Below are 23,983 nucleotides of genomic sequence, written 5' to 3' on the forward strand. Positions count from 1 at the left end.
GTTGGCAAGGTGGCTCCAGCAACGGATAATGCCCAGTTTTTCCACCCGCGCATCGAAGCGCTGCCGCGCTTGCGGTCGAAAGAGAGCATCATGAAAGACACCATTCGCCAGCTGATCCAACAAGCTCTGAGCCAACTCGTCACCGAAGGCGTATTGCCGGAAGGGCTGACGCCGGCGATCCAGGTGGAAAACGCCAAGGACAAGAAGAACGGCGACTTCGCCAGCAACATCGCGATGATGCTGGCCAAGCCTGCGGGCATGAAGCCACGCGATCTGGCCGAGAAAATCGTCGCCGCGCTGCCGGCTGACGAACAGATCAGCAAGGTCGACATCGCCGGCCCCGGCTTCCTCAATTTCTTCCAGAACACCCAGGCCCTGGCCTCGCGTCTCGACGAAGCGCTGGCCGATGCCACCCTGTCGGTGCGCAAGAACGGTCCGGCCCAACGTGTGGTGGTCGACCTGTCGGCGCCAAACCTGGCCAAAGAGATGCACGTCGGCCACCTGCGCTCGACCATCATCGGTGACGGCGTCGCCAGCGTGCTGGAATTCCTCGGCGACACCGTGATCCGGCAAAACCACGTCGGCGACTGGGGCACCCAGTTCGGCATGCTGCTGGCCTATCTGCAGGAAACCCCGGCCACCAGCGACGAACTGTCTGACCTGGAGAACTTCTACCGCGCCGCCAAAGGCCGTTTCGACGAATCCGAAGAGTTCGCCGAGCGCGCCCGTGGTCTGGTGGTCAAGCTGCAGGCCGGTGATCCGGAGTGCCTGAGCCTGTGGACCCGCTTCAAGGACATCTCGCTGTCGCACTGCCAGGAAGTCTACGAGCGCCTGAACGTCAAACTGACGCCGAAAGACGTCATGGGCGAAAGCGCCTACAACGACGATCTGGCCAACGTGGTTGCCGACCTGAAAAAGGCCGGCCTGCTGGTCGAGAGCAACGGCGCGCAGTGCGTGTTCCTCGATGAGTTCAAGAACGCCGAAGGCGACCCGCTGCCGGTCATCGTGCAGAAGGCCGGCGGCGGTTACCTGTACGCCACCACTGACCTGGCGGCCGTGCGCTACCGCAGCAACGTGCTGAAAGCCGACCGCGCGCTGTACTTCGTCGACCAGCGCCAGGCCCTGCACTTCAACCAGGTGTTCGCCGTCGCTCAGCGCGCCGGTTTTGTCACCAACGGCATGCACATGGAACACATGGGCTTCGGCACCATGAACGGCGCCGACGGCCGTCCGTTCAAGACCCGCGATGGCGGCACGGTCAAGCTGGTCGACCTGCTGAACGAAGCCGAAGAGCGTGCCTACGCGCTGGTGAAAGAGAAGAACCCGGACCTGGCCGAAGACGAACTGCGCACCATCGCCAAGGCCGTGGGTATCAGTGCGGTGAAATACGCCGACCTGTCCAAGCACCGCACCAGCGATTACAGCTTCAACTTCGACCAGATGCTGAGCTTCGAGGGCAACACCGCGCCGTACCTGCTGTACGCCTACACCCGCGTGGTCGGCGTGTTCCGCAAGCTCGGCCAGCCGTTCGACGCCAGCAAGGGCCAGATCATTCTGGACGCCCCGCAGGAACAGGATCTGGCTGCGCGCCTGGCGCAGTTCGGCGAAACCCTGAACAACGTCGCCGACAAAGGCACGCCGCACGTGCTGTGCGCCTACCTGTACGATCTGGCCGGGCTGTTCTCCAGCTTCTACGAAAACTGCCCGATCCTCAGCGCCGAGAACCCCGAGCAACAGCAAAGCCGCCTGCGTCTCGCCCATCTGACCGGCCGCACTCTCAAGCAAGGCCTGCAACTGTTGGGTCTGGAAACTCTGGAGCGTATGTAACTTGGCAGTCAAAAAGAAACCTGCTCCCAAGCGCGGCGCCAGCCGGTACGAGGCACCCGCAAAGAAGCCGATTCCGGGTTGGCTGTGGCTGGCGATCGGCCTGTCCGTCGGCGCCTTCATCGTTTTCCTGATGAAGCTGGAGCCCGGTGGCGGCGACGACGTCAAGCGGGTCAAGGCCGAAGCCAAGGCAGCGAAAATTGCCGAAGCGAACAAGACGCCGCCGAGCCCGACGGCGCCGGTCAAGCCCAAGTACGATTTCTACACGCTGCTGCCGGAGTCGGAGGTCATCGTGCCCAACGAGGCGGTGCCGGAGAAAACGCCGCCTGCCGTGGTGGCACCACCAACCACGCCGGTCACCCCTGAACAGGCGGCGAAGATCGACACCGCCCGCGCCCAGGCAGCCCTCAGCGGCCTGACGCCACCGCCGGCGCCACCTGTGGCGAAACCGGCACCGGTGACCACGTTCTTCCTGCAGGCCGGCTCGTTCCGCAAACAGGCCGATGCCGAGAAGGTGCGTGCGCAGATTATTCTGCTCGGCCAGACCGCGACAGTGGAGTCCGGCACGGTCAAGGACGAAACCTGGTACCGCGTGCTGGTCGGCCCGTTCAGCAACCGCGAACAGCTGACCACCGCGCAGAAGCAACTGGCCGGTGGCGGGTTCAGCAACCTGTTGCTGCAGCAGCGGCAGAGTCGCTGACGATTTACATGCCCCCTTGTGGGAGCCGGCTTGCTGGCGAATACGGTGGATCAGCGACGAAAATGTCGACTGACACAGCGGGTTCGCCAGCAAGCCGGCTCCTACAGATCGGCGGCCTGTCAGTTCACGCGTAGACAACTCCTGTCCCCCTGCCATTCATCCCCCAAATCCTCGCGCAGTTGAAATACCCGTCCCTACCCCCATATGGGTTTGCATCAGGGCATTTTCGCCCCGCTGCGTGGAGACTCTCCCCTTGACCACCATCGTTTCAGTACGCCGCCAAGGCAAAGTCGTCATGGCCGGTGACGGCCAGGTTTCCCTGGGCAATACCGTCATGAAAGGCAACGCCAAAAAGGTCCGTCGCCTCTATCACGGCCAGGTCATCGCCGGCTTTGCAGGCGCTACCGCCGATGCTTTCACTCTGTTCGAGCGTTTCGAAGCGCAACTGGAAAAACACCAGGGCCACCTCGTGCGTGCTGCCGTCGAACTGGCCAAGGACTGGCGTACCGACCGTTCCCTGAGTCGCCTGGAAGCCATGCTGGCTGTGGCGAACAAGGACGCATCGCTGATCATTACCGGCAACGGTGACGTCGTTGAGCCCGAAGACGGCCTGATCGCCATGGGTTCCGGTGGCGCCTTCGCCCAGGCCGCTGCCCGCGCACTGCTGCTGAAGACCGAACTCTCGGCCCGGGAAATCGCTGAAACCGCTCTGCACATCGCCGGCGACATCTGCGTGTTCACCAACCACAACATCACCATTGAGGAGCAGGACCTCGCCGAATAAGCCCGACAGGAGCCGCAATTCATCGCGGCTGCCGGACACGTTCGTCAAAGAGGACCGTTGAAAACCATGTCCATGACTCCCCGTGAAATCGTCCATGAACTCAATCGCCATATCATCGGCCAGGACGATGCCAAACGCGCCGTCGCCATCGCGCTGCGTAACCGCTGGCGCCGGATGCAGCTGCCCGAAGAGCTGCGCGTAGAAGTCACCCCGAAGAACATTCTGATGATCGGCCCGACCGGCGTCGGCAAGACCGAAATCGCCCGTCGTCTGGCCAAGCTGGCCAACGCGCCGTTCCTGAAAGTCGAAGCGACCAAGTTCACCGAAGTCGGCTATGTCGGTCGTGACGTCGAGTCGATCATTCGTGATCTGGCCGACGCGGCGATGAAGCTGCTGCGCGAACAGGAAATGACCAAGGTTCGTCATCGCGCCGAAGACGCCGCCGAAGAGCGCATCCTCGACGCGCTGCTGCCACCGGCACGCACCGGATTCGCCGAAGAAGCGGCGCCGACTACCGATTCCAACACCCGTCAGCTGTTCCGCAAGCGCCTGCGCGAAGGTCAGCTGGACGACAAGGAAATCGACATCGAAGTCGCCGAAATGGGCGGTGTCGATATCTCCGCGCCGCCAGGCATGGAAGAGATGACCAACCAGCTGCAGAGCCTGTTTGCCAACATGGGCAAGGGCAAGAAGAAGAGCCGCAAGCTCAAGGTCAAGGACGCGCTGAAGATGGTCCGCGACGAAGAAGCCAGCCGTCTGGTCAATGACGAAGAGCTCAAGGGCAAGGCGCTGGAAGCCGTGGAACAGCACGGCATCGTGTTCATCGACGAAATCGACAAGGTCGCCAAACGCGGTAACGTCGGCGGCGCCGATGTCTCCCGTGAAGGCGTGCAGCGCGACCTGCTGCCGCTGATCGAAGGCTGCACCGTCAACACCAAGCTGGGCATGGTCAAGACCGACCACATCCTGTTCATCGCTTCCGGCGCGTTCCACCTGAGCAAGCCGAGCGATCTGGTACCGGAGCTGCAAGGCCGTCTGCCGATCCGTGTCGAACTGAAGGCGCTGAGCCCGCAGGACTTCGAGCGTATCCTGAGCGAGCCGCACGCGTCGCTGACCGAGCAATATCGCGAGCTGCTGAAAACCGAAGGCCTGAACATCGAGTTCCAGCCTGACGGCATCAAGCGTCTGGCCGAGATCGCCTGGCAGGTCAACGAGAAGACCGAGAACATCGGTGCCCGTCGTCTGCACACCCTGCTGGAGCGCCTGCTCGAAGAAGTGTCGTTCAGCGCCGGTGACTTGGGCAGCGCCCAGGACACCGCGACGATCAAGATCGACGCCGAGTACGTCAACAGCCACCTGGGTGAGCTGGCGGAAGACGAAGATCTGTCGCGTTACATCTTGTAATTACCGTACGCCCCTCCTGTAGGAGTGAGCTTGCTCGCGATAGCGTCTGATCAGGTCAACACACCGTTGCCTGACACACCGCATCGCGAGCAAGCTCACTCCTACAATGTTCAGTGCAAGGCATACCCTCGATGACACGCATCCCCTCTGCCATCCAGCTGCACAAAGCCTCGAAAATCCTCACGCTGAAGTACGGCCCCGGTGAGGAATATCACCTGCCCGCCGAGTTTCTGCGGGTGCATTCGCCATCGGCCGAGGTACAGGGTCATGGCAATCCGATTCTGCAATTCGGCAAGCTCGGTGTCGGCCTGACCAAGATAGAACCGGCTGGTCAGTACGCACTGAAATTGACCTTCGACGACGGTCATGACAGCGGATTGTTCACTTGGGAGTACCTGGAGCAACTGGCGCAACGCCAGGAGCAACTCTGGGACGATTACCTCGCAGAACTGAAAGCCGCCGGCAAATCCCGCGACCCTTCCGAGCAAGTCATCAAGCTGATGTTGTAGCCACCGCTCTAGCTCGCCGCTCGGCGTTTTAGGACGCGCTTTCTAAACCTATCTGCTTCAATGCTCCGCGCAGCGGTCCATGACGGACGCTGCTTGCGATTTTAATAAATCTCGCGTAACCAATGATTCTGGCAGGCTCTCTGCATCGGATTTTTCGCAGAAGCTTGTCGGTGTCATACGTAGCCGTCGTACGAAAACGCAGCCGTCAGTGCCGCACCGTACGTACGCGTATACACCCGTTTGTGTTAATCATCGGTCACCCGAGAGCAGTGCTGGCATTGGCCTGTAGCGCTATACAGGGATGTCGGTACTCGTCTCAGGACAATGGAGCGTCGTAGATGAGTAACAAGAGTAATGATGACCTGCCGCGTCAAGCCTCTGAACACACCCTGGGATTGAACCCTGTTGTCGGCTTGCGGCGTAAAGATCTGCTCACCACGGCACGCATGGTCCTCACTCAGGCCATCAGGCAACCGTTTCATAGCGCCAAGCATGTGGCCCATTTCGGGCTGGAACTGAAAAACGTCATGCTCGGCAAATCCACCCTGACTCCGGAAAGCGACGACCGCCGTTTTGTCGACCCGGCCTGGAGCCAGAACCCGCTGTACCGTCGCTATCTGCAGACTTACCTGGCCTGGCGCAAGGAGCTGCACGACTGGATCGAAGACAGCAGCCTCTCCCCGCAAGACACCAGTCGCGGTCATTTCGTGATCAACCTGATGACCGAGGCCATGTCGCCCACCAACGGCGCAGCCAACCCGGCAGCGGTCAAACGCTTCTTCGAGACCGGCGGCAAGAGCATCCTCGACGGCCTGTCGCATCTGGCCAAGGATCTGGTGAACAACGGCGGCATGCCCAGCCAGGTCAACATGGATGCCTTTGAAGTCGGCAAGAACCTCGGCACCAGCGAAGGCTCGGTGGTGTACCGCAACGATGTGCTGGAGCTGATCCAGTACAAGCCGATCACCGAGCAGGTCCACGAGCGGCCGATGCTGGTGGTGCCGCCGCAGATCAACAAGTTCTACGTGTTCGACCTCAGCCAGGACAAGAGCCTGGCGCGCTTCTGCCTGCGCAACAACGTGCAGACTTTCATCATCAGTTGGCGCAACCCGACCAAGGCACAGCGCGAATGGGGTCTTTCGACCTATATCGACGCAGTGAAAGAGGCGGTCGACGTGGTCTGCAAGATCACCGGCAGCAAGGACGTCAACATGCTCGGTGCCTGCTCCGGCGGCATCACTTGCACCGCGCTGCTTGGCCATTACGCGGCGCTGGGCGAGCAGAAAGTTCATGCCCTGACCCTGCTGGTCAGCGTGCTCGATACCACGCTGGATACCCAGGTCGCGCTGTTCGTCGACGAGCAGACCCTGGAGTCGGCCAAGCGCCACTCGTACCAGGCCGGCGTGCTGGAAGGCAAAGACATGGCCAAGGTGTTCGCCTGGATGCGACCCAATGACCTGATCTGGAATTACTGGGTCAACAACTACCTGCTCGGCAACGAGCCGCCGGTGTTCGACATCCTGTTCTGGAACAACGACACCACGCGCCTGCCTGCCGCGTTCCACGGCGACCTGATCGAGATGTTCAAGAACAACCCGCTGGTGCGCCCGGGTGCGCTGGAAGTCTGCGGCACGCCAATTGACCTGAAACAGGTCAAAAGTGACATCTTCTGTCTGGCAGGCACCAACGACCACATCACGCCATGGGTGTCGTGCTACAAGTCGGCGCGGCTGTTCGGCGGCAAGACCGAGTTCGTGCTGTCCAACAGCGGCCACATTCAGAGCATCCTGAACCCGCCGGGCAACCCGAAGGCGCGCTACATGACCAACTCCGAGCTGCCGGAAGACAGCGCCCGCTGGCAGGAAGATGCGTCCAAGCACACCGACTCGTGGTGGCTGTACTGGCAGGCGTGGCTGGCCGAGCGTTCCGGCAAACTGAAAAAATCACCCGCTACACTGGGGAACAGAGCGTATCCGGCGGGCGAGGCTTCGCCGGGGACGTATGTGCATGAACGGTAGGTGAAAGGCTTGGTGCATCCCTGTAGGAGCTGGCTCGTCCTGCGAGCGGACCGGGGTCGCGCACGACCGAAGCAGTCGTCAAACCGGTGAATGCGGCACATCTGGTAAACCGCGTGCACTGATTTTACGACGACTACGTCGCCGGTCGCAGGGCAAGCCAGTTCCTACAAGGATCGCGAGCAAGCCAGCTCCTACAGGTACGTGGTGTGCAACGTACCTACAGGGGTGGCAAGAAACGGCAAGCATTGAACACGGAACCACCCATGGCAGTTTCAGGACCGGAAAAAGCGCGGGACAGCATGACCGGCGTTTTAACCCACAGGGCTTCGCGCATGCCGCAACCGTTTGTATTTCGCACCATCGACCTGGATGGTCACAACATCCGCACTGCGGTGCGACCCGGCAAGAGCCATCTGACGCCGCTGCTGATTTTCAACGGCATCGGCGCCAACCTTGAGCTGGTGTTTCCGTTCGTCGAGGCCCTGGACCCGGATCTGGAGGTCATCGCCTTCGACGTCCCCGGTGTCGGCGGCTCGTCCACGCCGCGTCGGCCGTACCGTTTTCCCGGTCTGGCGAAACTGGCGGCGCGGATGCTCGACTATCTGGATTACGGCCAGGTCAATGCCATCGGCGTGTCCTGGGGCGGCGCGCTGGCCCAGCAGTTCGCCCATGACTACCCGGAACGCTGCAAGAAACTGGTGCTGGCAGCCACCGCCGCTGGCGCGGTGATGGTGCCGGGCAAGCCGAAGGTGTTGTGGATGATGGCGAGTCCACGACGCTACATCCAGCCGTCCCACGTGATCCGCATCGCCCCGGACATCTACGGCGGCGCGTTCCGTCGTGACCATAATCTGGCCGCCAATCACGCGGCCAAGGTCCGTTCGTCCGGCAAGCTTGGCTATTACTGGCAACTGTTCGCGGGGCTGGGCTGGACCAGCATTCACTGGCTGCACAAGATCCGCCAACCGACGCTGGTGCTGGCCGGCGACGACGATCCACTGATTCCGCTGATCAATATGCGACTGCTGGCCTGGCGGATACCCAACGCCCAGCTACACATAATCGACGACGGCCACTTGTTTCTGATCACCCGCGCCGAAGCCGTCGCACCGATCATCATGAAGTTTCTCGAACAGGAACGGCAGCGCGCCGTCATGCACCCCAGTCCTGCGCCCGGGATGCGCTGACCGAGAGAGCACTGCTGTTATTCGAACAAAAGGAAATTGCTTCACCGACTGCGCCCTTCGGCCGGATTGCCTGGGGCGCGAGTGGACTTGTTGATGGCCTGACGAAGGAGTGTTGACCCATGCGCGATAAACCGGCGAAGAACCCCTACCCCACGCCTGCGACCTACATCAACGCACAGAGCGCGATCACCGGCCTGCGCGGCAGGGATCTGTTTTCGACATTGCGCAGCGTCGCCTTGCAGGGCCTCAAACACCCGGTCTACACCGCGCGTCACGCCCTGGCGCTAGGCGGCCAGCTGGGCCGGGTGATCCTCGGCGACACCCCGCATCAGCCGCATCCACAGGACAGCCGCTTCAACGACCCGACCTGGGCGCACAACCCGCTGTACCGGCGCGGCCTGCAGGCGTATCTGAGCTGGCAGCATCAGGTGCGCAGCTGGATCGATAACAGCGGCCTGCCCGAAGACGACCGCTCGCGGGCGCAGTTCATTTTCGCCCTGCTCAACGATGCGCTGGCGCCGACCAACTCACTGCTCAATCCGCTGGCGGTGAAGGAGCTGTTCAACTCCGGTGGTACCAGCGTGGTCAAGGGCCTGAGCCACATGTTCGACGACTTCCTGCACAACAACGGCCTGCCCAGCCAGACCACCAAGGACGCCTTCGAGATTGGCCGTACGCTGGCTGTCACGCCCGGTGCAGTGGTGTTTCGCAACGAACTGATGGAGTTGATCCAGTACAACCCGATGAGCGAAAAGCAGTACGCCAAGCCGCTGCTGATCGTGCCGCCGCAGATCAACAAGTACTACATCTTCGACCTGAGCCCGACCAACAGCTTCGTTCAGTACGCGCTGAAAAACGGCCTGCAGACCTTCATCATCAGTTGGCGCAACCCAGACGTGCGTCACCGCGAATGGGGCCTGTCGAGCTATGTCGAAGCCGCCGAAGAAGCCATGAACGTGTGCAGGGCGATCACCGGCGCGCGCGAGGTCAACCTGATGGGCGCCTGCGCCGGCGGCCTGACCATCGCTGCCTTGCAAGGCCATTTGCAGGCCAAGCGGCAGATGCGCCGGGTCGCCAGTGCGACCTATCTGGTCAGCCTGCTGGACAGCCAGATCGAGAGCCCGGCAACGCTGTTCATTGACGAGCAGACCCTGGAAGCGGCCAAGCGCCGCTCCTATCAGCGCGGCGTGCTGGACGGTCGCGACATGGCCAAGGTGTTCGCCTGGATGCGCCCCAATGACCTGATCTGGAGCTACTGGGTCAACAACTACCTGTTGGGCAAGGCGCCACCGCCGTTCGACATCCTCTACTGGAACAACGACACCACGCGCCTGCCCGCCGCGCTGCACGGCGATCTGCTGGATTTCTTCAAGCACAACCCGCTGAACCATCCCGGCGGTCTGGAAGTGTGCGGCACGCCCATCGACCTGCAGAAAGTCACCGTCGACAGTTTCAGCGTGGCCGGCTTCAACGACCACATCACGCCGTGGGACGTGGTCTATCGCTCGACCCTGCTGCTGGGCGGCGAACGGCGCTTCCTGCTGTCCAACAGCGGCCATGTGCAAAGCATCCTCAACCCGCCGGGCAACCCCAAGGCCAACTTCGTCGAGAACGGCAAGCTGAGCAGCGACCCGCGTGCCTGGTATTACGACGCCGAGCGCACCGAAGGCAGCTGGTGGCCGACCTGGCTGAGCTGGGTGCAGCAGCGTTCCGGCGTTCAGCGTGAAACGCTGACGGCACTGGGCAACCAGAACTATCCGCCAATGGAGGCGGCGCCGGGGACGTACATCAGAGTCCGCTGAGCACCGCTATCTCTGTAGGAGTGAGCTTGCTCGCGATAGGCCGTCAAGTCCGAGATGACCGGAGACTGACACACCGCTATCGCGAGCAAGCTCACTCCTACAGAAACCTTTTAAGTCTGCTGCACGAACATAGAAAACTGGATGAAAACCCGCGACCGCATACTCGAATGTGCCCTGCAGTTGTTCAATCGCCAGGGCGAACCCAACGTGTCGACACTGGAAATCGCCAACGAACTGGAGATCAGCCCCGGCAATCTCTACTACCACTTCCACGGCAAGGAGCCGCTGGTGATGGAGCTGTTCGAGCGCTTTCATGCCGAGCTGGCGCCACTGCTTGACCCACCCGCCGACGCGCGTCTGGAGGCCGAGGATTACTGGCTGTTTCTGCACCTGATCGTCGAGCGCCTGTCGCACTACCGCTTTCTGTTCCAGGACCTGTCGAACCTCGCCGGACGCCTGCCCAAGCTGGCCCGGGGCATCCGCAACCTGCTCAACTCGATCAAGCGCACCCTCGCCGCCTTGCTGGCCCGACTGAAAGCCGAAGGCCAGGTGACCAGCGACACCCAGGCGCTGGGGCAACTGGTGGAGCAGATCACCATGACCCTGCTGTTCTCGCTGGACTACCAGCGCATCCTCGACCGTGAAGGTGAAACGCGGGTGGTGGTCTACCAGATCATGATGCTGGTGGCGCCACACCTGAAGCCGGGGGCGCGGCATGCAGCGGAGAAACTGGCGCTGCATTATCTCGAAGACTGAAACCGCCCTCACTACCAGGAACTGAAACCGCCCGCCCCCTGTAGGAGCTGGCTTGTCCTGCGACCGGCTGCGAAGCAGTCGTAAAACCAGCGTACGCGGCGTAACTGACACGACCAATGCGCATGGTTTGACGACGGGTTCCCCGCCGGTCGCAGGACAAGCCAGCGCCTACAGGTCCACGCCGAACGCTCCGTAGCAGTCCGGCTTGCCGGCGGTGGCGATCCATCACAGGAAAGCCGGGCTGCTAAGGGCGAGCCATTTTCAGCCGTGCAGAAAGGCCGAAGCCCGAGCTGTTTTCACAGATCGGGCTTCGTGTGGACCAGCGCTGAATCAGGACTGGCTGGGTGGTGTCGACGGCGCGGAGGTGGCCGACGGTGCGGCGGCCGGAGCGCTGGGTGCCGGAGTGGCTGGTGCAGTGCTGGCGGCGGTTGGCGCTGGCGTTGCGGCGGCCGGTTTGGCGGCTGCTGCAGGCTTCGCGGCGGCAGGTTTTTTCGGCGCTGCCGGTTTTTTCGCGGCCGCAGGTTTGGCGGCTGGCTTGGCGGCTGCAGGTTTTGCCGCTGCTGCCGGTTTGGCCGCGGCAGCAGGTTTCGCTGCAGGCTTGGCTGCGGCTTTTGCAGCCGGTTTGGCGGCTGGTTTGGCGGCTGTGGTTTTCGCCTTGGCAGCGGTCGAGGCAGCTGCCTTGGACGCTGCCGCTACCGGTTTGGCCGCAGCCTTGGCAACTGCAGGTTTTGCCGCTGCCGTCTTGCTCGCTGCCGTGCTGGCAGCTTTCGCAACCGGCTTGGCTGCTGCCTTGGCCAGTGGCTTGGCGGTGGTTTTCGCCGCAGGCTTGGCAGCCGGTTTGGCCGCTGCGGTTTTCGAGATCGGCGTGACCGAAGCACCGGTCAGTTTCTCGATCTGCTTGGTCAGCAGGTCGACCTTGCTGTGCAGCGCCTTGACTTCACTGCGGCTCGGTACGCCCAGGCGGGAAATCGCGCTGTTCAGACGCTTGTCGAACGCGCCTTCCAGTTCGCCCCATTTGCCCAGCGCCAGATCCTTCACGTCGCCGACGCGGGATTTGGTGGTGGCCTTGGCCGTGTCGACAGTCTTGCCGACGGTGGCCTTGGTTTCTTTCTCGGCTTTCTCGCCGTCTTTCACCAGCGATTCGAAAAGCTTACTGCCGTCATTGCTGATCTTCGAGTAAGCGCCTAAACCAGCCAGCCAGATTTGGCGGGAGTATTTTTCAACCTCACCAATCCAGGAGCTGCCTTCTTTTTCGGTTTTCTTCTTGCCAGCCATCCCGCTCTCCTTATTGTTTACGCGCGACACGTTCGAGCAATGCCGTCAGCTCATCGAGCTTAGCAGAGAGTGTCTCAACATCATGTTTAGACGGAATGCCGATGCGATTCAAGGCGCTGGCGACGCGGCGGTCGAAGGCACTTTCGATTTTGTCCAGCTGCAGTTCGACACGGCCTTTGACCTTGGTCACTTCATCCTTGACCGAGTCGATTTCACTGTTGGCGGCGTCGACCTTTTTATCGATGACTTTCTTGGCCTTCAGCTCGGTTTGTTCGCCAGTCTTGATCAGCTCTTTGACGTACTCGGCGCCTTCCTGTCCGGCCTTCACATAAGCGCCCAGGCCTGCGAGCCAGATCTTGCGCGCATACAGACGCACCTCGGAAAACGCCTTGGTTTCTTCGGCTTCGATTTTCTTTTTCAGGGTAACTTTGGCCATGGTGCACCTCACGCTCGAAAGGGATAGGAGGAACCGCCCCATGGAAGTTGGGGCATGGGCGCAAAAGTAGAGAGAAAAATTAGAAAGCACACCCTAGGTTCAAGGACGTGCAACTCGAAATTACGGGGGAGAGCTACGCACCCACTGCAGGAGCTGGCTTGTCCTGCAACCGGCGACGGAGTCGTCGTAAATCCGGTAACCGCGGAGTGTCAGAATCAACGCGATCGCAGGATTTACGACGGGTTCCCCGCCGGTCGCAGGACAAGCCAGCTCCTACAGGTCCTGCGTTCAGGCCGTCAGTGCCTTGTCGAGCTGGCGCGCGACCTCGGACTGGATCTGGCTGCTCATCATCAAAAGGAAGCCTTTCAGCTCGATGTCGACCCGCACCAGCGCGTCTTCGACCTTGACGGTGCCTTTGGCGCCCTTGCCTTCCAGCGACATGGTGTCGCCACTCCAGCTGTGGTCGATGCCGAATTTTTCCGCCAGTTTTGCCGACAGCACTTCGGCTTTCTCGCGGGCCTTGTCCTTACCCAGCGCATGCGGGCGTTCTACGGTGATCCGGGCCATGGGCAGGCTCCTTCCTCGGAGGTGAATCGTGGCGCCACTATACCAGCGGGAGGCGGCGAAGAAACTGTTGCCGGCAAGCCTTGTCAAGACAAAGCCAGCCCCGACGATTAGAATGGCCGCACTTTATTCCGGTGACAGCGATATGAACGATCCGCGCAAAGGCAGCGATGCCGAACCCACCACCCATTTCGGCTACAAAACCGTAGCGGAAAGCCAGAAGGCCGAGAAAGTCGCCGAGGTTTTCCACTCCGTCGCCGCCAAGTACGACCTGATGAACGACGTGTTGTCCGGTGGCATGCACCGCCTCTGGAAACGCTTCACCATCGAGCTTTCCGGCGTTCGCACGGGCAACCGCGTGCTGGACATCGCCGGCGGTACCGGTGATCTGGCGAAGAAGTTTTCCCACCTGGTCGGCCCGACCGGTGAAGTCGTGCTGGCCGACATCAACGCCTCAATGCTCAAGGTCGGCCGTGACCGCCTGCTCGATCGTGGCGTGGCCGGCAACATCAAGTTCGTCCAGGCCGACGCCGAGAAGCTGCCGTTCCCGGACAACTACTTCGACTGCGTGACCATCGCTTTCGGCCTGCGCAACGTGACCCACAAGGAAGACGCGATCCGCTCGATGCTGCGCGTGCTCAAGCCGGGCGGCCGCCTGCTGGTGCTGGAGTTCTCCAAGCCGACCAACAAGGTCATGTCCAAGGTCTACGACGCCTACTCGTTCGCCTTCATGCCGCTGGCCGGCAAGCTGATCACCAACGACTCGGAAAGCTACCGCTATCTGGCCGAATCGATCCGCATGCACCCGGACCAGGAAACCCTGAAGTCGATGATGGTGGAAGCCGGTTTCGACCGCGTGACCTACCACAACATGACCTCCGGCATCGTTGCCCTGCATCGCGGTATCAAACCCTGATGCTGATCAGCGGCTTGCTCGCCAGTGTCGAGCACGGCATCAACCGTGTGCTGCAAATGGACAGCACCGCCCTGCCGCGCCTTGACCGGCTCGGTGGCAAGGTGGTGGCGGTCGAATGCACCAGCCCGGCGTTTCACCTGTTCATCCTGCCCAGCGACGAAGGCCTGATGCTGGCCGCCAACTGGACCGGTGGCGCCGACGTCACCCTGCGCGCCCCGGCGGCGAGCCTGCTGCGTCTGGCCCTGAGCAAGGACAAGAACGCCGTGCTGCACAGCCCTGAAGTCGAGCTGGATGGCGAAAGCGCCGTGCTGCTGGAGCTGACCGGCGTGCTGCAGGACCTCGACCTGGACTGGGAATACGAGCTGCAACGCTGGCTCGGTCCGGTGGCCGCACCACTGATCGGCGGGCATCTGCGCAACAGCGCGCGCTGGACCGGCGACAGCTTCGCCAGCCTGAGCCGCAACATGGCCGAGTACCTGGCCGAAGAGTCACGCACCCTGGTCGGCAAACGCGAGGCCGAAGCCCGCTTCGCCGAACTGGATCAGACCAAACAAGACCTGGAACGCCTCGAAGCCCGCTTCGAGCGTCTGGCCCAATCCCTCAAGTCCAGCGATAACGCATGAGCCTGCTTGCCGTCCGCCGCCTGTTTCGCATCCAGCGTGTCGTAATCCGCTACCGCCTCGATGACCTGCTGTTCGACCTCCCTCTGCCCTGGTGGCTGCTGGCCGTACGTTTCGTGCTGCCGTGGCGCTGGCTGCCGCGTCGACCCAGCGAACTCAGTCGCGGCGCCCGCCTCCGCCTGGCGCTGCAGGACCTCGGGCCGATTTTCATCAAGTTCGGCCAGTTGCTCTCGACCCGCCGCGACCTGCTGCCCGAAGACATCGCCGACGAGCTGATGAAGCTGCAGGACCGCGTGCCGCCGTTTGAATCGGAAAAAGCCATCGCCATGATCGAAGCGCAACTGGGCGCGAAGATCAGTCAGGTGTTCAGCCGTTTCGACGTCGCCCCGCTGGCCTCCGCCTCGGTGGCGCAGGTACACGCCGCGCAGCTGAAAAGCGGCGAGGAAGTGGTGGTCAAGGTGGTGCGTCCCGGCCTCAAGCCGGTGATCAGCTCGGACCTGGCCTGGCTGTTCATTCTCGCCCGTGTCGCTGAGCGGCTGTCCGCCGACGCCCGCCTGCTGCACCCGGTGGACGTGGTCGCCGACTACGAAAAAACCATCTACGACGAGCTCGACCTGTTGCGCGAGGCGGCCAACGCCAGCCAGCTGCGCCGCAATTTCGAAGGCTCGACCATGCTCTACGTGCCGCAGGTCTACTGGGACTGGTGCCGGCCGAAAGTGCTGGTGATGGAGCGCATCTACGGCGTGCAGGTGACGGACCTGGCGACCCTCGCCGACCAGCGCACCGACATGAAAAAACTCGCCGAACGCGGGGTCGAGCTGTTCTTCACCCAAGTGTTCCGCGACAGCTTCTTCCACGCCGACATGCACCCCGGCAACATCTTCGTCAGCACCGTGTCGCCGTGGGATCCGCAATACATCGCCATCGATTGCGGCATCGTCGGCAGCCTGACCCCGGAAGACCAGGACTATCTGGCGCGCAACCTGTTCGCCTTCTTCAAGCGCGACTACCGCCGCGTGGCGCAGTTGCACATCGACTCGGGCTGGGTGCCGGCAGAAACCAAGCTCAACGAATTCGAAGCAGCGATCCGCACCGTCTGCGAGCCGATTTTCGAGAAGCCGCTCAAGGACATTTCCTTCGGTCAGGTGCTGATGCGCCTGTTCCAGACTGCTCGCCGCTTCAACATGGAAGTGCAGCCACAGCTGGTGCTGTTGCAGAAAACCCTGCTCAACATCGAAGGCCTCGGCCGTCAGCTGTACCCGGAGCTGGACCTGTGGACCACCGCGCAGCCATTCCTGGAACGCTGGATGCGTGAGCGCGTCAGCCCGAAAACGCTGTTCGGCAACCTGCAATCCCAGGTCGAGCAGATTCCGCATCTGGCCAGCATGACCCGCGACCTGCTGGAACGCCTGTCGCAGCCGCATCAGGCCGATCCGCCGCCACCGCACGTGCGCAAGGGCGATCATTGGGCCCTGCGCCTGCTGGGTGCGGCGCTGCTTGCCGGTGGCGTGGTGATGGCAATCACCCATACTCAATCGACGGACGAACTGATTGCCGTGAGTGCCTGGCCGGCTCTGCTGATGCTGGTTTCAGGGCTCTATCTGGTCGCGCGCCGATAGCCATCGGCGCAGGCCGCTGGCACACTAACCCCTTTTACAGAGCGGCCGGAGCCGACGATGAAAGACTGGCTGGACGAGATCAAATGGGACAGCGACGGTTTGGTCCCGGCAATCGCGCAGGATCACAAGACCGGGCGTATCCTGATGATGGCCTGGATGAACCGTGAAGCGCTGACCCTGACCGCGGCGGAAAACCGTGCTATCTACTGGTCGCGTTCCCGTGGCAAGTTGTGGCGCAAGGGCGAAGAATCCGGGCATGTGCAGAAGCTGCATGAACTGCGCCTGGACTGCGACGCCGACGTCATCGTGCTGATGGTCGAGCAGATCGGTGGCATCGCCTGCCATACCGGCCGCGAAAGCTGCTTCTACCGTGTCTATGAAGACGCCGGCTGGAAAACCGTCGATCCGGTCCTCAAGGACCCCGACGCCATTTATCACGCAGGACACTGAACATGACCGATACCCTGTCTCGCCTGGCCGAAGTGCTCGAAGCACGCAAGGGCGCGGCGCCTGACTCCTCCTACGTCGCCAGCCTCTATCACAAGGGTCTGAACAAGATTCTGGAGAAGGTCGGCGAAGAGTCGGTCGAAACCATCATTGCCGCCAAGGACGCCGCCGTCAGCGGTGACTGCAGCGATGTCATCTACGAAACCGCCGACTTGTGGTTCCATAGTCTGGTGATGCTGTCTGCACTGGGCCAGCATCCGCAAGCCGTCCTCGATGAACTGGACCGCCGTTTCGGCCTGTCCGGCCACGTCGAGAAGGCAGCACGTTCGGCGGAATAAGCACAAGGGCGCCTGCGCCCGGAAATTTCTTGAGAGGAACCTGCCATGGGCATTTTTGACTGGAAACACTGGATCGTTATTCTCGTGGTCGTCGTACTCGTCTTCGGCACCAAGAAGCTCAAGAACCTCGGTACCGACGTCGGCGAATCGATCAAGGGCTTCCGCAAGGCCATGAACGACGACGAAAAACCTGCCGAGCAACCGCCGGTGCAGCCACAGCAGAACGCCCAGAGCGCGCCGCTGAACCAGCCGCACACCATCGACGGTCAGGCACACAAAGTCGAAGAGCCCATCCGCAAAGACTAGGTCGTGACGCATGTTTGGTATCAGCTTCTCTGAACTGCTGCTGGTCGGTCTGGTTGCCCTGCTGGTGCTGGGCCCCGAGCGACTGCCGGGCGCCGCGCGCACTGCCGGGCTCTGGGTCGGGCGTCTGAAACGCAGCTTCAACGCGATCAAACAGGAAGTCGAACGCGAAATCGGCGCCGACGAGATTCGCCGTCAGTTGCACAACGAACACATCCTTTCGCTGGAAGAAGAAGCGCGCAAGATCATGCAGCCGCAGCAGCCCCAGCCACCGGCTCAGCCTGTGGCCCAGGCCGCACCGCCGGTCGCTGAAACCGTGCCGCCCGCAGCGCAGCCGACGGTCGCGCCGAGTGCTGCACCTGAAACGGTTGCCACGCCAAGCGCGCCCTCCGCCAACGATTCGTCACAGCCACCACGAGCCCCATGAGCGAAATTCCGGAAAACGACCAGCAGATGCCGCTGGTGTCGCACCTCACCGAACTGCGTTCGCGCCTGCTGCGTTGCGTGCTGGCGATCTTCGTGATCTTCGGCGGGCTGTTCTACTTCACGCAGAAGATCTACACCTTCGTGTCGGCGCCGTTGCGCAAGTTTCTGCCTGAAGGCGCGACGATGATCGCCACCGATGTGGCCTCGCCGTTCCTGACGCCGTTCAAGCTGACCATGATGGTCGCGCTGTTCCTCGCCATGCCGGTGATCCTGTACCAGATCTGGGGCTTCATCGCGCCCGGCCTGTACAAGCACGAAAAGCGCGTGGCGGTGCCGCTGCTGATCTCCAGCATCATTCTGTTCTACGCCGGGATGGCCTTTGCCTATTTCCTGGTGTTTCCGCTGATTTTCCACTTCTTCGCCAGCGTGACCCCGGAAGGCGTGTCGATGATGACCGACATCGCCAGTTATCTGGACTTTGTCATGACCCTGTTCCTGGCGTTCGGCGTGGCGTTCGAGATCCCCGTGGCCGTGGTGCTGCTGGTGTGGATCGGCATCGTCGACGTGAAGTACCTGAAAAAGATCCGCCCGTACGTGATCATCGGCTGCTTCGTGGTCGGCATGATCCTCACACCGCCGGACATCTTCTCGCAGACCCTGTTGGCCGTGCCGATGTGGCTGCTGTTCGAGATCGGTGTGCTGTGCAGCGGCATGGTCAGCAAACGTGGCGAGCATGAGGACGAAGAGTCGGCGAGCGACAAGCAGGATCAGCCGCCAGCGACCCGCCCATGAACCTGTTGTTGCTCGAAGACGCCGACTTCATTTCGGCGGACCGCGTGGTCCTGCGTGACCGGCGCCTGCGCCACATGCAGGAAGTGCATCGTTCGGAAGTCGGTGACAGCCTGCGGGTTGGCCGGGTCGGCGGCCTGCTCGGCAGCGCAGAACTGCTGCGCCTGGAAGACCGCGAAGCGGAGCTTTCCGTCAGCTTCGACCGCGAACCGCCGGCCAAGCTGCCGCTGACCCTGGTCCTTGCCCTGCCGCGCCCGAAAATGCTGCGCCGGGTGTTCCAGACCGTCGCCACCATGGGCGTGCCGCGCCTGATTCTGGTCAACAGCTATCGCGTCGAGAAAAGCTTCTGGCAGACGCCATTCCTGCAGCCGGCCGCCATTCGCGAGCAACTGGTGCTCGGCCTGGAACAGGCCCGCGACAGCGTCTTGCCGGAGGTGGTCATTGAAAAGCGCTTCAAGCCCTTCGTTGAAGACCGCCTGCCTGCCATCGTCGGTGACACGCTGGGGCTGGTCGGCCATCCCGGCGATTTTCCTGCCTGCCCGCGTGCGGTGGATCAGCCTGTCACGCTGGCCATCGGCCCTGAAGGTGGCTGGATTCCCTACGAAGTCGAGTTGCTGCGCGCTTCCGGGCTGAATCCTGTGCAGCTGGGAGAGCGTATTCTGCGAGTCGAAACCGCCGTCACCGCCCTTCTCGCCCGGTTGTTCTGACCCCCCACAACTTGCCCTGCACACGCGTTTCGCTTGCCCTGCTCCCCTTGTAGGAGCGTGGCTTGTCCCGCGACCGGCGACGGAGTCGTCGTAAAGCCTGCGCACGCGGTGTGTCAGAGAAATCGTGTGCTCAGGTTTTACTGCCGCTGCGCGGCAGGTCGCGGGACAAGCCGCGCTCCTACAGGTGCAGATCACATCGAGCGGGCTGGTACGGCCAAATGCCATGACAACCCTGCCACTTCCGCCGTACGGCGTTACAGTTCGTCGCGCCGCCGCCGATAATCCGGCATCGATAAAAACAACGCGAAAGGAATCATCATGTATCGCTGGATTGCCCAACACCTCGGAAACGTGAGTGTCAGTCGCAAGCTCGCCATCGGCTTCGGGCTGGTGCTGCTGCTGACGCTGGTCATCACCGCCACGGGCTGGTCCAGCGTGACGACGCTGATCGATCGTGGCAACAAGCTGGCGACCATTTCGCAGATCAGCGAACAGACCCTCGACCTGCGCTCTGCGCGCATGCGTTATGACACGCAATACAACGCCGATGCCGCGACGGCTGTCATGACCGCGCTGAACAAGCTGGACGGCGACCTGAAAACCGCCCGCAGCATGCTCAGCAGCGCCGGCGACCTGCAACTGCTCGACGCGCAGATCCAGGCCGCAGGCGACTACCGCCGCAGCTTCGCCGACATGAGCAAGGCCATCGAAACCCGCGAAGCCAGCCGTACCAATCTGGGTGCGACCGCTGACGCCGCCGTCGATGAAGTCAGCAAGATCGAAGAAGCGCTGCTGCAGCACGACAACATCCTGCAATTCAATGCCGCCGTCGGCGTGAGCAAGCAGATCCAGCAAGCGCGCTTTCAGGTGCGCGGCTACACCTTCAGTGGCAATCCGGATTTCGAGAAGAACGCCAACGCCGCCATCGACGAGGCCATCGTCGGCGTCAACAGCCTGGCCGGCGACGTGTCATCGCAATACATCCCGCAGCTGCAACGGGCCAATCTGGCGCTCAAGGGCTACCGTGAAGCCGTCGGCCAGTACCGCAATGCCCACCAGATCAGCCGCCAGGCCATGGACAAGATGGCCGCACTGGGTCAGGACCTGCTCGACCTCAGCGACAAACTGGCCGCCTCGCAGAACGCCAAGCGCGATGCCGACAGCCATTCGGCGCAGCTGACGCTGAGCATTGCCACGGCGCTGGCGCTGTTTTTCGGGGTGCTTGCGGCCTGGGCCATCACTCGCCAGATCGTCCTGCCGCTGCGTCACACCCTGGTGGTCGTGGAGCGTGTCGCGTCCGGCGATCTCAGCCACAACCTTTCGGTCGAGCGGCGTGACGAACTGGGTCAGCTGCAACGCAGCATCCAGCGCATGACGGTCAGCCTGCGCGAACTGATCGGTGGCATCAGCGACGGCGTCACGCAGATCGCCAGCGCTGCCGAGCAGCTGTCGGCGGTCACTGAACAGACCAGCGCTGGGGTCAACAGCCAGAAAGTCGAGACCGATCAGGTGGCCACCGCCATGCACGAGATGACCGCCACCGTGCAGGAAGTCGCGCGCAATGCCGAAGAAGCCTCGGAAGCCGCCGTAGCCGCCGATCAGCAGGCCCGCGAGGGTGATCGGGTGGTCGGTGAAGCCATCGCCCAGATCGAGCGCCTGGCCAGTGAAATGAGCCATTCCACGGAGGCCATGGGCGAACTCAAGCGCGAGAGCGACAAGATCGGCAGCGTGCTCGATGTGATCAAGTCGGTGGCCCAGCAAACCAACCTGCTGGCCCTCAACGCCGCCATCGAAGCGGCCCGCGCCGGGGAAGCCGGGCGTGGTTTTGCCGTGGTCGCCGACGAAGTGCGCAGCCTGGCCCAGCGCACGCAGAAGTCCACTGAAGAGATCGAGGAGCTGATCGCCGGCCTGCAAAGCGGCACCCAGCAGGTGGCGACGATCATGGACAACGGTCGCGAACTGACCGTCAGCAGCGTCGAACTGACCCGTCGCGCCGGTGGTTCGCTGGAAAGCATTACCCGCACGGTGTCGGCGATTCAGGCAATGAACCAGCAGATCGCGGCCGCCGCCGAACAGCAGAGTGCCACTGCCGAAGAGATCAACCGCAGCGTGCTCAACGTGCGCGATGTCTCGGAGCAGACCTCGGCCGCCAGTGAAGAAACCGCTGCGTCGAGTGTCGAACTGGCGCGGCTGGGCACGCATTTGCAGGGATTGGTGGGGCGTTTTCGGGTGTGACCTGCACGCCACATACTCGCGCAATACACAACACCCGTGGGAGGGAGCCCTGCTCGCGAAAGCGTCCCGTCAGACGGCAAAGCACTGGCTGACACAACGCATTCGCGAGCAGGGCTCCCTCCCACAAGGGTCCTGCGTCAGTCATGAGAATGTGACCGGCTTCACCTTCAGAATCCGCTCGGAAATCTCCTACAGCCAACTCAGGTCACCTCCCCCGCCCGCCTGCCGATGCGCTTCCAACGCTCATTCGCAGGAGGTGCCTCATGTTGCAGGGAATCAATCGAGCGCTGGCCAATACCAGCGTCAAACTCAAGTTGCTGCTGGGTTTCGGCCTGGTCCAGCTATTGGCCTTGTCCATTGCCGTCACCGGCTGGCATGGCCTGGACACCATGATCGACCGCGCGGAGTCGTTGAGCGCGCTGGCGCAGCTCAATTCCAGAACCAAGGATCTGCGCGTCCAGCGCCTTCTGTTTCGTGAGGAAAACACCCCCGAAAGCAGCAACCGTGTGATGAACCTGATCACGGAGATCAACGGTTACCTGCTGACCATGCGCAATGAAAACCCGCCGACAGACGTTCTGGCTCTGCTCAACCGGCAAAGCGAGACCATGCGCGTTCTGGAGCAGTCGTTCAAAGACCTGGGCCAGATGCTGCAACAACGCGAAGCCACTCGCGCCCGCCTGAAGACACTGTCGAACAGCGCCATCGAATCTGTCGGAATGGTGGAGGCAGAGGTTCTGAAAGCGGTAAGCATGGAGCAGAACAGCGGGGAACGCCTGACCGAATTCAACAACGTTCTGCAACTGCGCCGGCTGATCGAAAGCGCCCGCTACGAGGCTCGGGGCTATGTTTTCACTGGTCAGCCGCAGTTTGAAACAGCGGCAGACCGATCAATCGCCGACGCCCTGAAGAGTATCGAGCAGATCGCCAAAGATCAGGCCGACCACAGCTTCACCGCCTTGCATACCGCAAGGCAGACCATCCTGGATTACCGCAAGGAACTGGCGGCGTTCAAAGGTTTGCAGGCCAACGTCGTCGCGGTGCACGAAGCCATGCGTGTCATGGGCGAAGAGTTGCTGACGTCCATTCGTAATATCAGAACCCTGCAAATCACCCAGCGCGACAACGACGCCAGACAGTCACGCACAATGCTTGGTGCCGCTGCCGGGCTTGCCATTGTCTTTGGCCTGCTCGCCGCGTGGCTGATCACCCGCCAGATCGTCGAGCCCCTGCGCCAGACCCTGATCGCAGCCGAGCGCATTGCCCAGGGCGATCTGAGCAAGGATCTGCAGGTCTGCCGGCGTGATGAAATGGGCGCCCTGCAACAGCGCATGCAGGACATGATCGTCAGCCTGCGCCAGTTGATCAGCGGCATCGGCGACGGCGTCTCTCACATCGCCAACGCGGCCAGGCAGTTATCGGCGGTGACCGAGCAGACCCGGTCCGGGGTCAACACACAGAAGGAAGAAACCGAGCAGGTCGCCACCGCCATGAACCAGATGGCCGCCACGGTGATGGAGGTGGCGCGCAACGCCGAAGAGGCCAGCGAGGCGGCCTGCCAGGCCGATCAACAGGCACGGGAAGGCGATCAGGTGGTCAACGACGCCATTGCGCAGATCGAGCGTCTGGCGGCCGAGGTCAGCAACTCGACTCAGGCCATGGAACAACTGAAACAGGAAAGCGACCGCATCGGCAGCGTGCTGGACGTGATCAAGTCGGTCTCGCAGCAAACCAACCTGCTGGCCCTCAACGCCGCGATCGAGGCGGCCCGGGCCGGTGAGGCCGGGCGCGGCTTTGCCGTGGTGGCCGATGAGGTGCGCAGCCTGGCTCAGCGCACGCAGGAGTCCACCGAGGAAATCGAGGTGCTGATCGCGGCATTGCAGAACGGCACGCAACAGGTGGTCAGCACCCTCGACGCCAGCCGCGAACTGACCGACAGCAGCGTCGAGCTGAGCCGACGCGCCGGCGGCGCACTGGACAGCATCACCCGCACGGTGTCGACCATTCAGAACATGAACCAGCAGATCGCCACTGCCGGCGAGGAACAGAGCGTGGTCGCCGAACAGATCAACCGCAGCGTGCTCAATGTCAGCGACATCGCCCAGCAGACAGCGGCATCCAGCGAACAGACCGCAGCGGCCAGCGTTGAGCTGGAGCGGTTGGGGATGCAGTTGCAGGGGTTGGTGGGCAAGTTCAGGGTTTAGGCCCCAAGGTCGGACCCGGCCGTTGTAGGAGTGAGCTTGCTCGCGATTGCATCTTCACAGGCGACATAGATACCAGCCCAAAAACCGCCATCGCGAGCAAGCTCACTCCTACAGGTTCAC

Annotated in this window: 23 protein-coding genes and 1 pseudogene; 21 read left to right on the plus strand and 3 right to left on the minus strand. The window is 62.2% G+C overall.

What is annotated here, in order from left to right:
* Positions 1-90: 90 nt before the first annotated feature.
* From argS to ACIPL0_RS01200, 9 genes are all read left to right on the plus strand, one after another.
* A complete protein-coding gene (gene argS / locus ACIPL0_RS01160) occupies positions 91-1,827 on the plus strand; it encodes an arginine--tRNA ligase (protein WP_400594615.1) in 1,737 nt (578 codons plus the stop codon).
* Between the two features lies 1 nt (position 1,828).
* Entirely contained in the window at positions 1,829-2,524 is a 696-nt protein-coding gene (locus tag ACIPL0_RS01165; RefSeq protein WP_400594612.1) for an SPOR domain-containing protein, read from the plus strand.
* A gap of 253 nt (positions 2,525-2,777) precedes the next feature.
* Entirely contained in the window at positions 2,778-3,308 is a 531-nt protein-coding gene (hslV, locus tag ACIPL0_RS01170; RefSeq protein WP_037016051.1) for an ATP-dependent protease subunit HslV, read from the plus strand.
* Positions 3,309-3,374: 66 nt separating this feature from the next.
* Positions 3,375-4,712: an ATP-dependent protease ATPase subunit HslU gene (hslU, locus tag ACIPL0_RS01175; RefSeq protein WP_400594609.1), complete on the plus strand. Its 1,338-nt coding sequence runs from the start codon at positions 3,375-3,377 to the stop codon at positions 4,710-4,712.
* Between the two features lie 131 nt (positions 4,713-4,843).
* Positions 4,844-5,221 carry a gamma-butyrobetaine hydroxylase-like domain-containing protein gene (locus tag ACIPL0_RS01180; protein WP_400594606.1) on the plus strand — a complete coding sequence of 126 codons (378 nt, stop codon included), beginning with the start codon at positions 4,844-4,846 and terminating at the stop codon, positions 5,219-5,221.
* A gap of 338 nt (positions 5,222-5,559) precedes the next feature.
* Positions 5,560-7,239, plus strand: a complete 1,680-nt coding sequence (phaC, locus tag ACIPL0_RS01185) for a class II poly(R)-hydroxyalkanoic acid synthase (protein WP_400594603.1) — start codon at positions 5,560-5,562, stop codon at positions 7,237-7,239.
* A gap of 332 nt (positions 7,240-7,571) precedes the next feature.
* Positions 7,572-8,426 carry a poly(3-hydroxyalkanoate) depolymerase gene (phaZ, locus tag ACIPL0_RS01190; RefSeq protein ID WP_400595183.1) on the plus strand — a complete coding sequence of 285 codons (855 nt, stop codon included), beginning with the start codon at positions 7,572-7,574 and terminating at the stop codon, positions 8,424-8,426.
* Between the two features lie 119 nt (positions 8,427-8,545).
* Positions 8,546-10,228, plus strand: a complete 1,683-nt coding sequence (gene phaC, locus ACIPL0_RS01195; RefSeq protein WP_400594600.1) for a class II poly(R)-hydroxyalkanoic acid synthase — start codon at positions 8,546-8,548, stop codon at positions 10,226-10,228.
* Between the two features lie 141 nt (positions 10,229-10,369).
* Positions 10,370-10,984, plus strand: coding sequence for a TetR/AcrR family transcriptional regulator (locus tag ACIPL0_RS01200; protein WP_400594597.1), 615 nt, complete (start codon positions 10,370-10,372; stop codon positions 10,982-10,984).
* 330 nt (positions 10,985-11,314) lie between these two features.
* On the opposite strand, the gene ACIPL0_RS01205 is transcribed toward ACIPL0_RS01200, so the two are convergent.
* From ACIPL0_RS01205 to ACIPL0_RS01215, 3 genes are all read right to left on the minus strand, one after another.
* Complete coding sequence (locus tag ACIPL0_RS01205) at positions 11,315-12,259, minus strand: phasin family protein (protein ID WP_400594595.1); 945 nt, start codon at positions 12,257-12,259, stop codon at positions 11,315-11,317.
* A 10-nt stretch (positions 12,260-12,269) separates the two neighbouring features.
* Positions 12,270-12,695 (minus strand): phasin family protein, encoded by a 426-nt coding sequence (locus tag ACIPL0_RS01210; RefSeq protein WP_400594592.1) that lies wholly within the window; start codon positions 12,693-12,695, stop codon positions 12,270-12,272.
* 288 nt (positions 12,696-12,983) lie between these two features.
* Positions 12,984-13,262 carry a polyhydroxyalkanoic acid system family protein gene (locus tag ACIPL0_RS01215; protein ID WP_400594589.1) on the minus strand — a complete coding sequence of 93 codons (279 nt, stop codon included), beginning with the start codon at positions 13,260-13,262 and terminating at the stop codon, positions 12,984-12,986.
* A 142-nt stretch (positions 13,263-13,404) separates the two neighbouring features.
* Here ACIPL0_RS01215 and ubiE point away from each other — a divergent pair, with 142 nt between their 5' ends.
* The 12 genes and pseudogenes from ubiE to ACIPL0_RS01275 all read left to right on the plus strand — a co-directional run bounded on the left by ubiE (position 13,405) and on the right by ACIPL0_RS01275 (position 23,863).
* On the plus strand, positions 13,405-14,175 hold the full coding sequence (gene ubiE / locus ACIPL0_RS01220) for a bifunctional demethylmenaquinone methyltransferase/2-methoxy-6-polyprenyl-1,4-benzoquinol methylase UbiE (RefSeq protein ID WP_400594586.1): 771 nt from the start codon (positions 13,405-13,407) through the stop codon (positions 14,173-14,175).
* Positions 14,175-14,798, plus strand: a complete 624-nt coding sequence (locus ACIPL0_RS01225; protein ID WP_400594583.1) for an SCP2 domain-containing protein — start codon at positions 14,175-14,177, stop codon at positions 14,796-14,798. The genes ubiE and ACIPL0_RS01225 overlap by 1 nt, the downstream gene beginning before the upstream one ends.
* A complete protein-coding gene (ubiB, locus tag ACIPL0_RS01230) occupies positions 14,795-16,414 on the plus strand; it encodes a ubiquinone biosynthesis regulatory protein kinase UbiB (RefSeq protein WP_400594581.1) in 1,620 nt (539 codons plus the stop codon). Before ACIPL0_RS01225 ends, ubiB begins: the two co-directional genes overlap by 4 nt.
* 57 nt (positions 16,415-16,471) lie before the next feature.
* Positions 16,472-16,864, plus strand: coding sequence for a phosphoribosyl-AMP cyclohydrolase (gene hisI, locus ACIPL0_RS01235; protein WP_400594578.1), 393 nt, complete (start codon positions 16,472-16,474; stop codon positions 16,862-16,864).
* A gap of 2 nt (positions 16,865-16,866) precedes the next feature.
* Entirely contained in the window at positions 16,867-17,199 is a 333-nt protein-coding gene (locus ACIPL0_RS01240) for a phosphoribosyl-ATP diphosphatase (RefSeq protein ID WP_400594575.1), read from the plus strand.
* Between the two features lie 45 nt (positions 17,200-17,244).
* On the plus strand, positions 17,245-17,505 hold the full coding sequence (locus ACIPL0_RS01245; protein ID WP_400594572.1) for a twin-arginine translocase TatA/TatE family subunit: 261 nt from the start codon (positions 17,245-17,247) through the stop codon (positions 17,503-17,505).
* A gap of 10 nt (positions 17,506-17,515) precedes the next feature.
* Positions 17,516-17,929, plus strand: coding sequence for a Sec-independent protein translocase protein TatB (gene tatB / locus ACIPL0_RS01250; RefSeq protein ID WP_400594569.1), 414 nt, complete (start codon positions 17,516-17,518; stop codon positions 17,927-17,929).
* Positions 17,926-18,720 carry a twin-arginine translocase subunit TatC gene (tatC, locus tag ACIPL0_RS01255; RefSeq protein WP_400594566.1) on the plus strand — a complete coding sequence of 265 codons (795 nt, stop codon included), beginning with the start codon at positions 17,926-17,928 and terminating at the stop codon, positions 18,718-18,720. The genes tatB and tatC overlap by 4 nt, the downstream gene beginning before the upstream one ends.
* Entirely contained in the window at positions 18,717-19,424 is a 708-nt protein-coding gene (locus ACIPL0_RS01260) for a 16S rRNA (uracil(1498)-N(3))-methyltransferase (RefSeq protein ID WP_400594563.1), read from the plus strand. The genes tatC and ACIPL0_RS01260 overlap by 4 nt, the downstream gene beginning before the upstream one ends.
* 399 nt (positions 19,425-19,823) lie before the next feature.
* On the plus strand, positions 19,824-21,659 hold the full coding sequence (locus ACIPL0_RS01265; RefSeq protein ID WP_400595181.1) for a methyl-accepting chemotaxis protein: 1,836 nt from the start codon (positions 19,824-19,826) through the stop codon (positions 21,657-21,659).
* Positions 21,660-21,922: 263 nt separating this feature from the next.
* Positions 21,923-23,008, plus strand: a pseudogene (locus ACIPL0_RS01270) (methyl-accepting chemotaxis protein); the annotation flags it as partial.
* A complete protein-coding gene (locus ACIPL0_RS01275) occupies positions 23,000-23,863 on the plus strand; it encodes a methyl-accepting chemotaxis protein (RefSeq protein WP_400731280.1) in 864 nt (287 codons plus the stop codon). The pseudogene ACIPL0_RS01270 and the gene ACIPL0_RS01275, both read left to right, overlap by 9 nt.
* Positions 23,864-23,983: the final 120 nt, after the last annotated feature.

The sequence above is a fragment of the Pseudomonas sp. NPDC090208 genome (assembly GCF_044746785.1).
Classification (GTDB): Bacteria; Pseudomonadota; Gammaproteobacteria; order Pseudomonadales; family Pseudomonadaceae; genus Aquipseudomonas.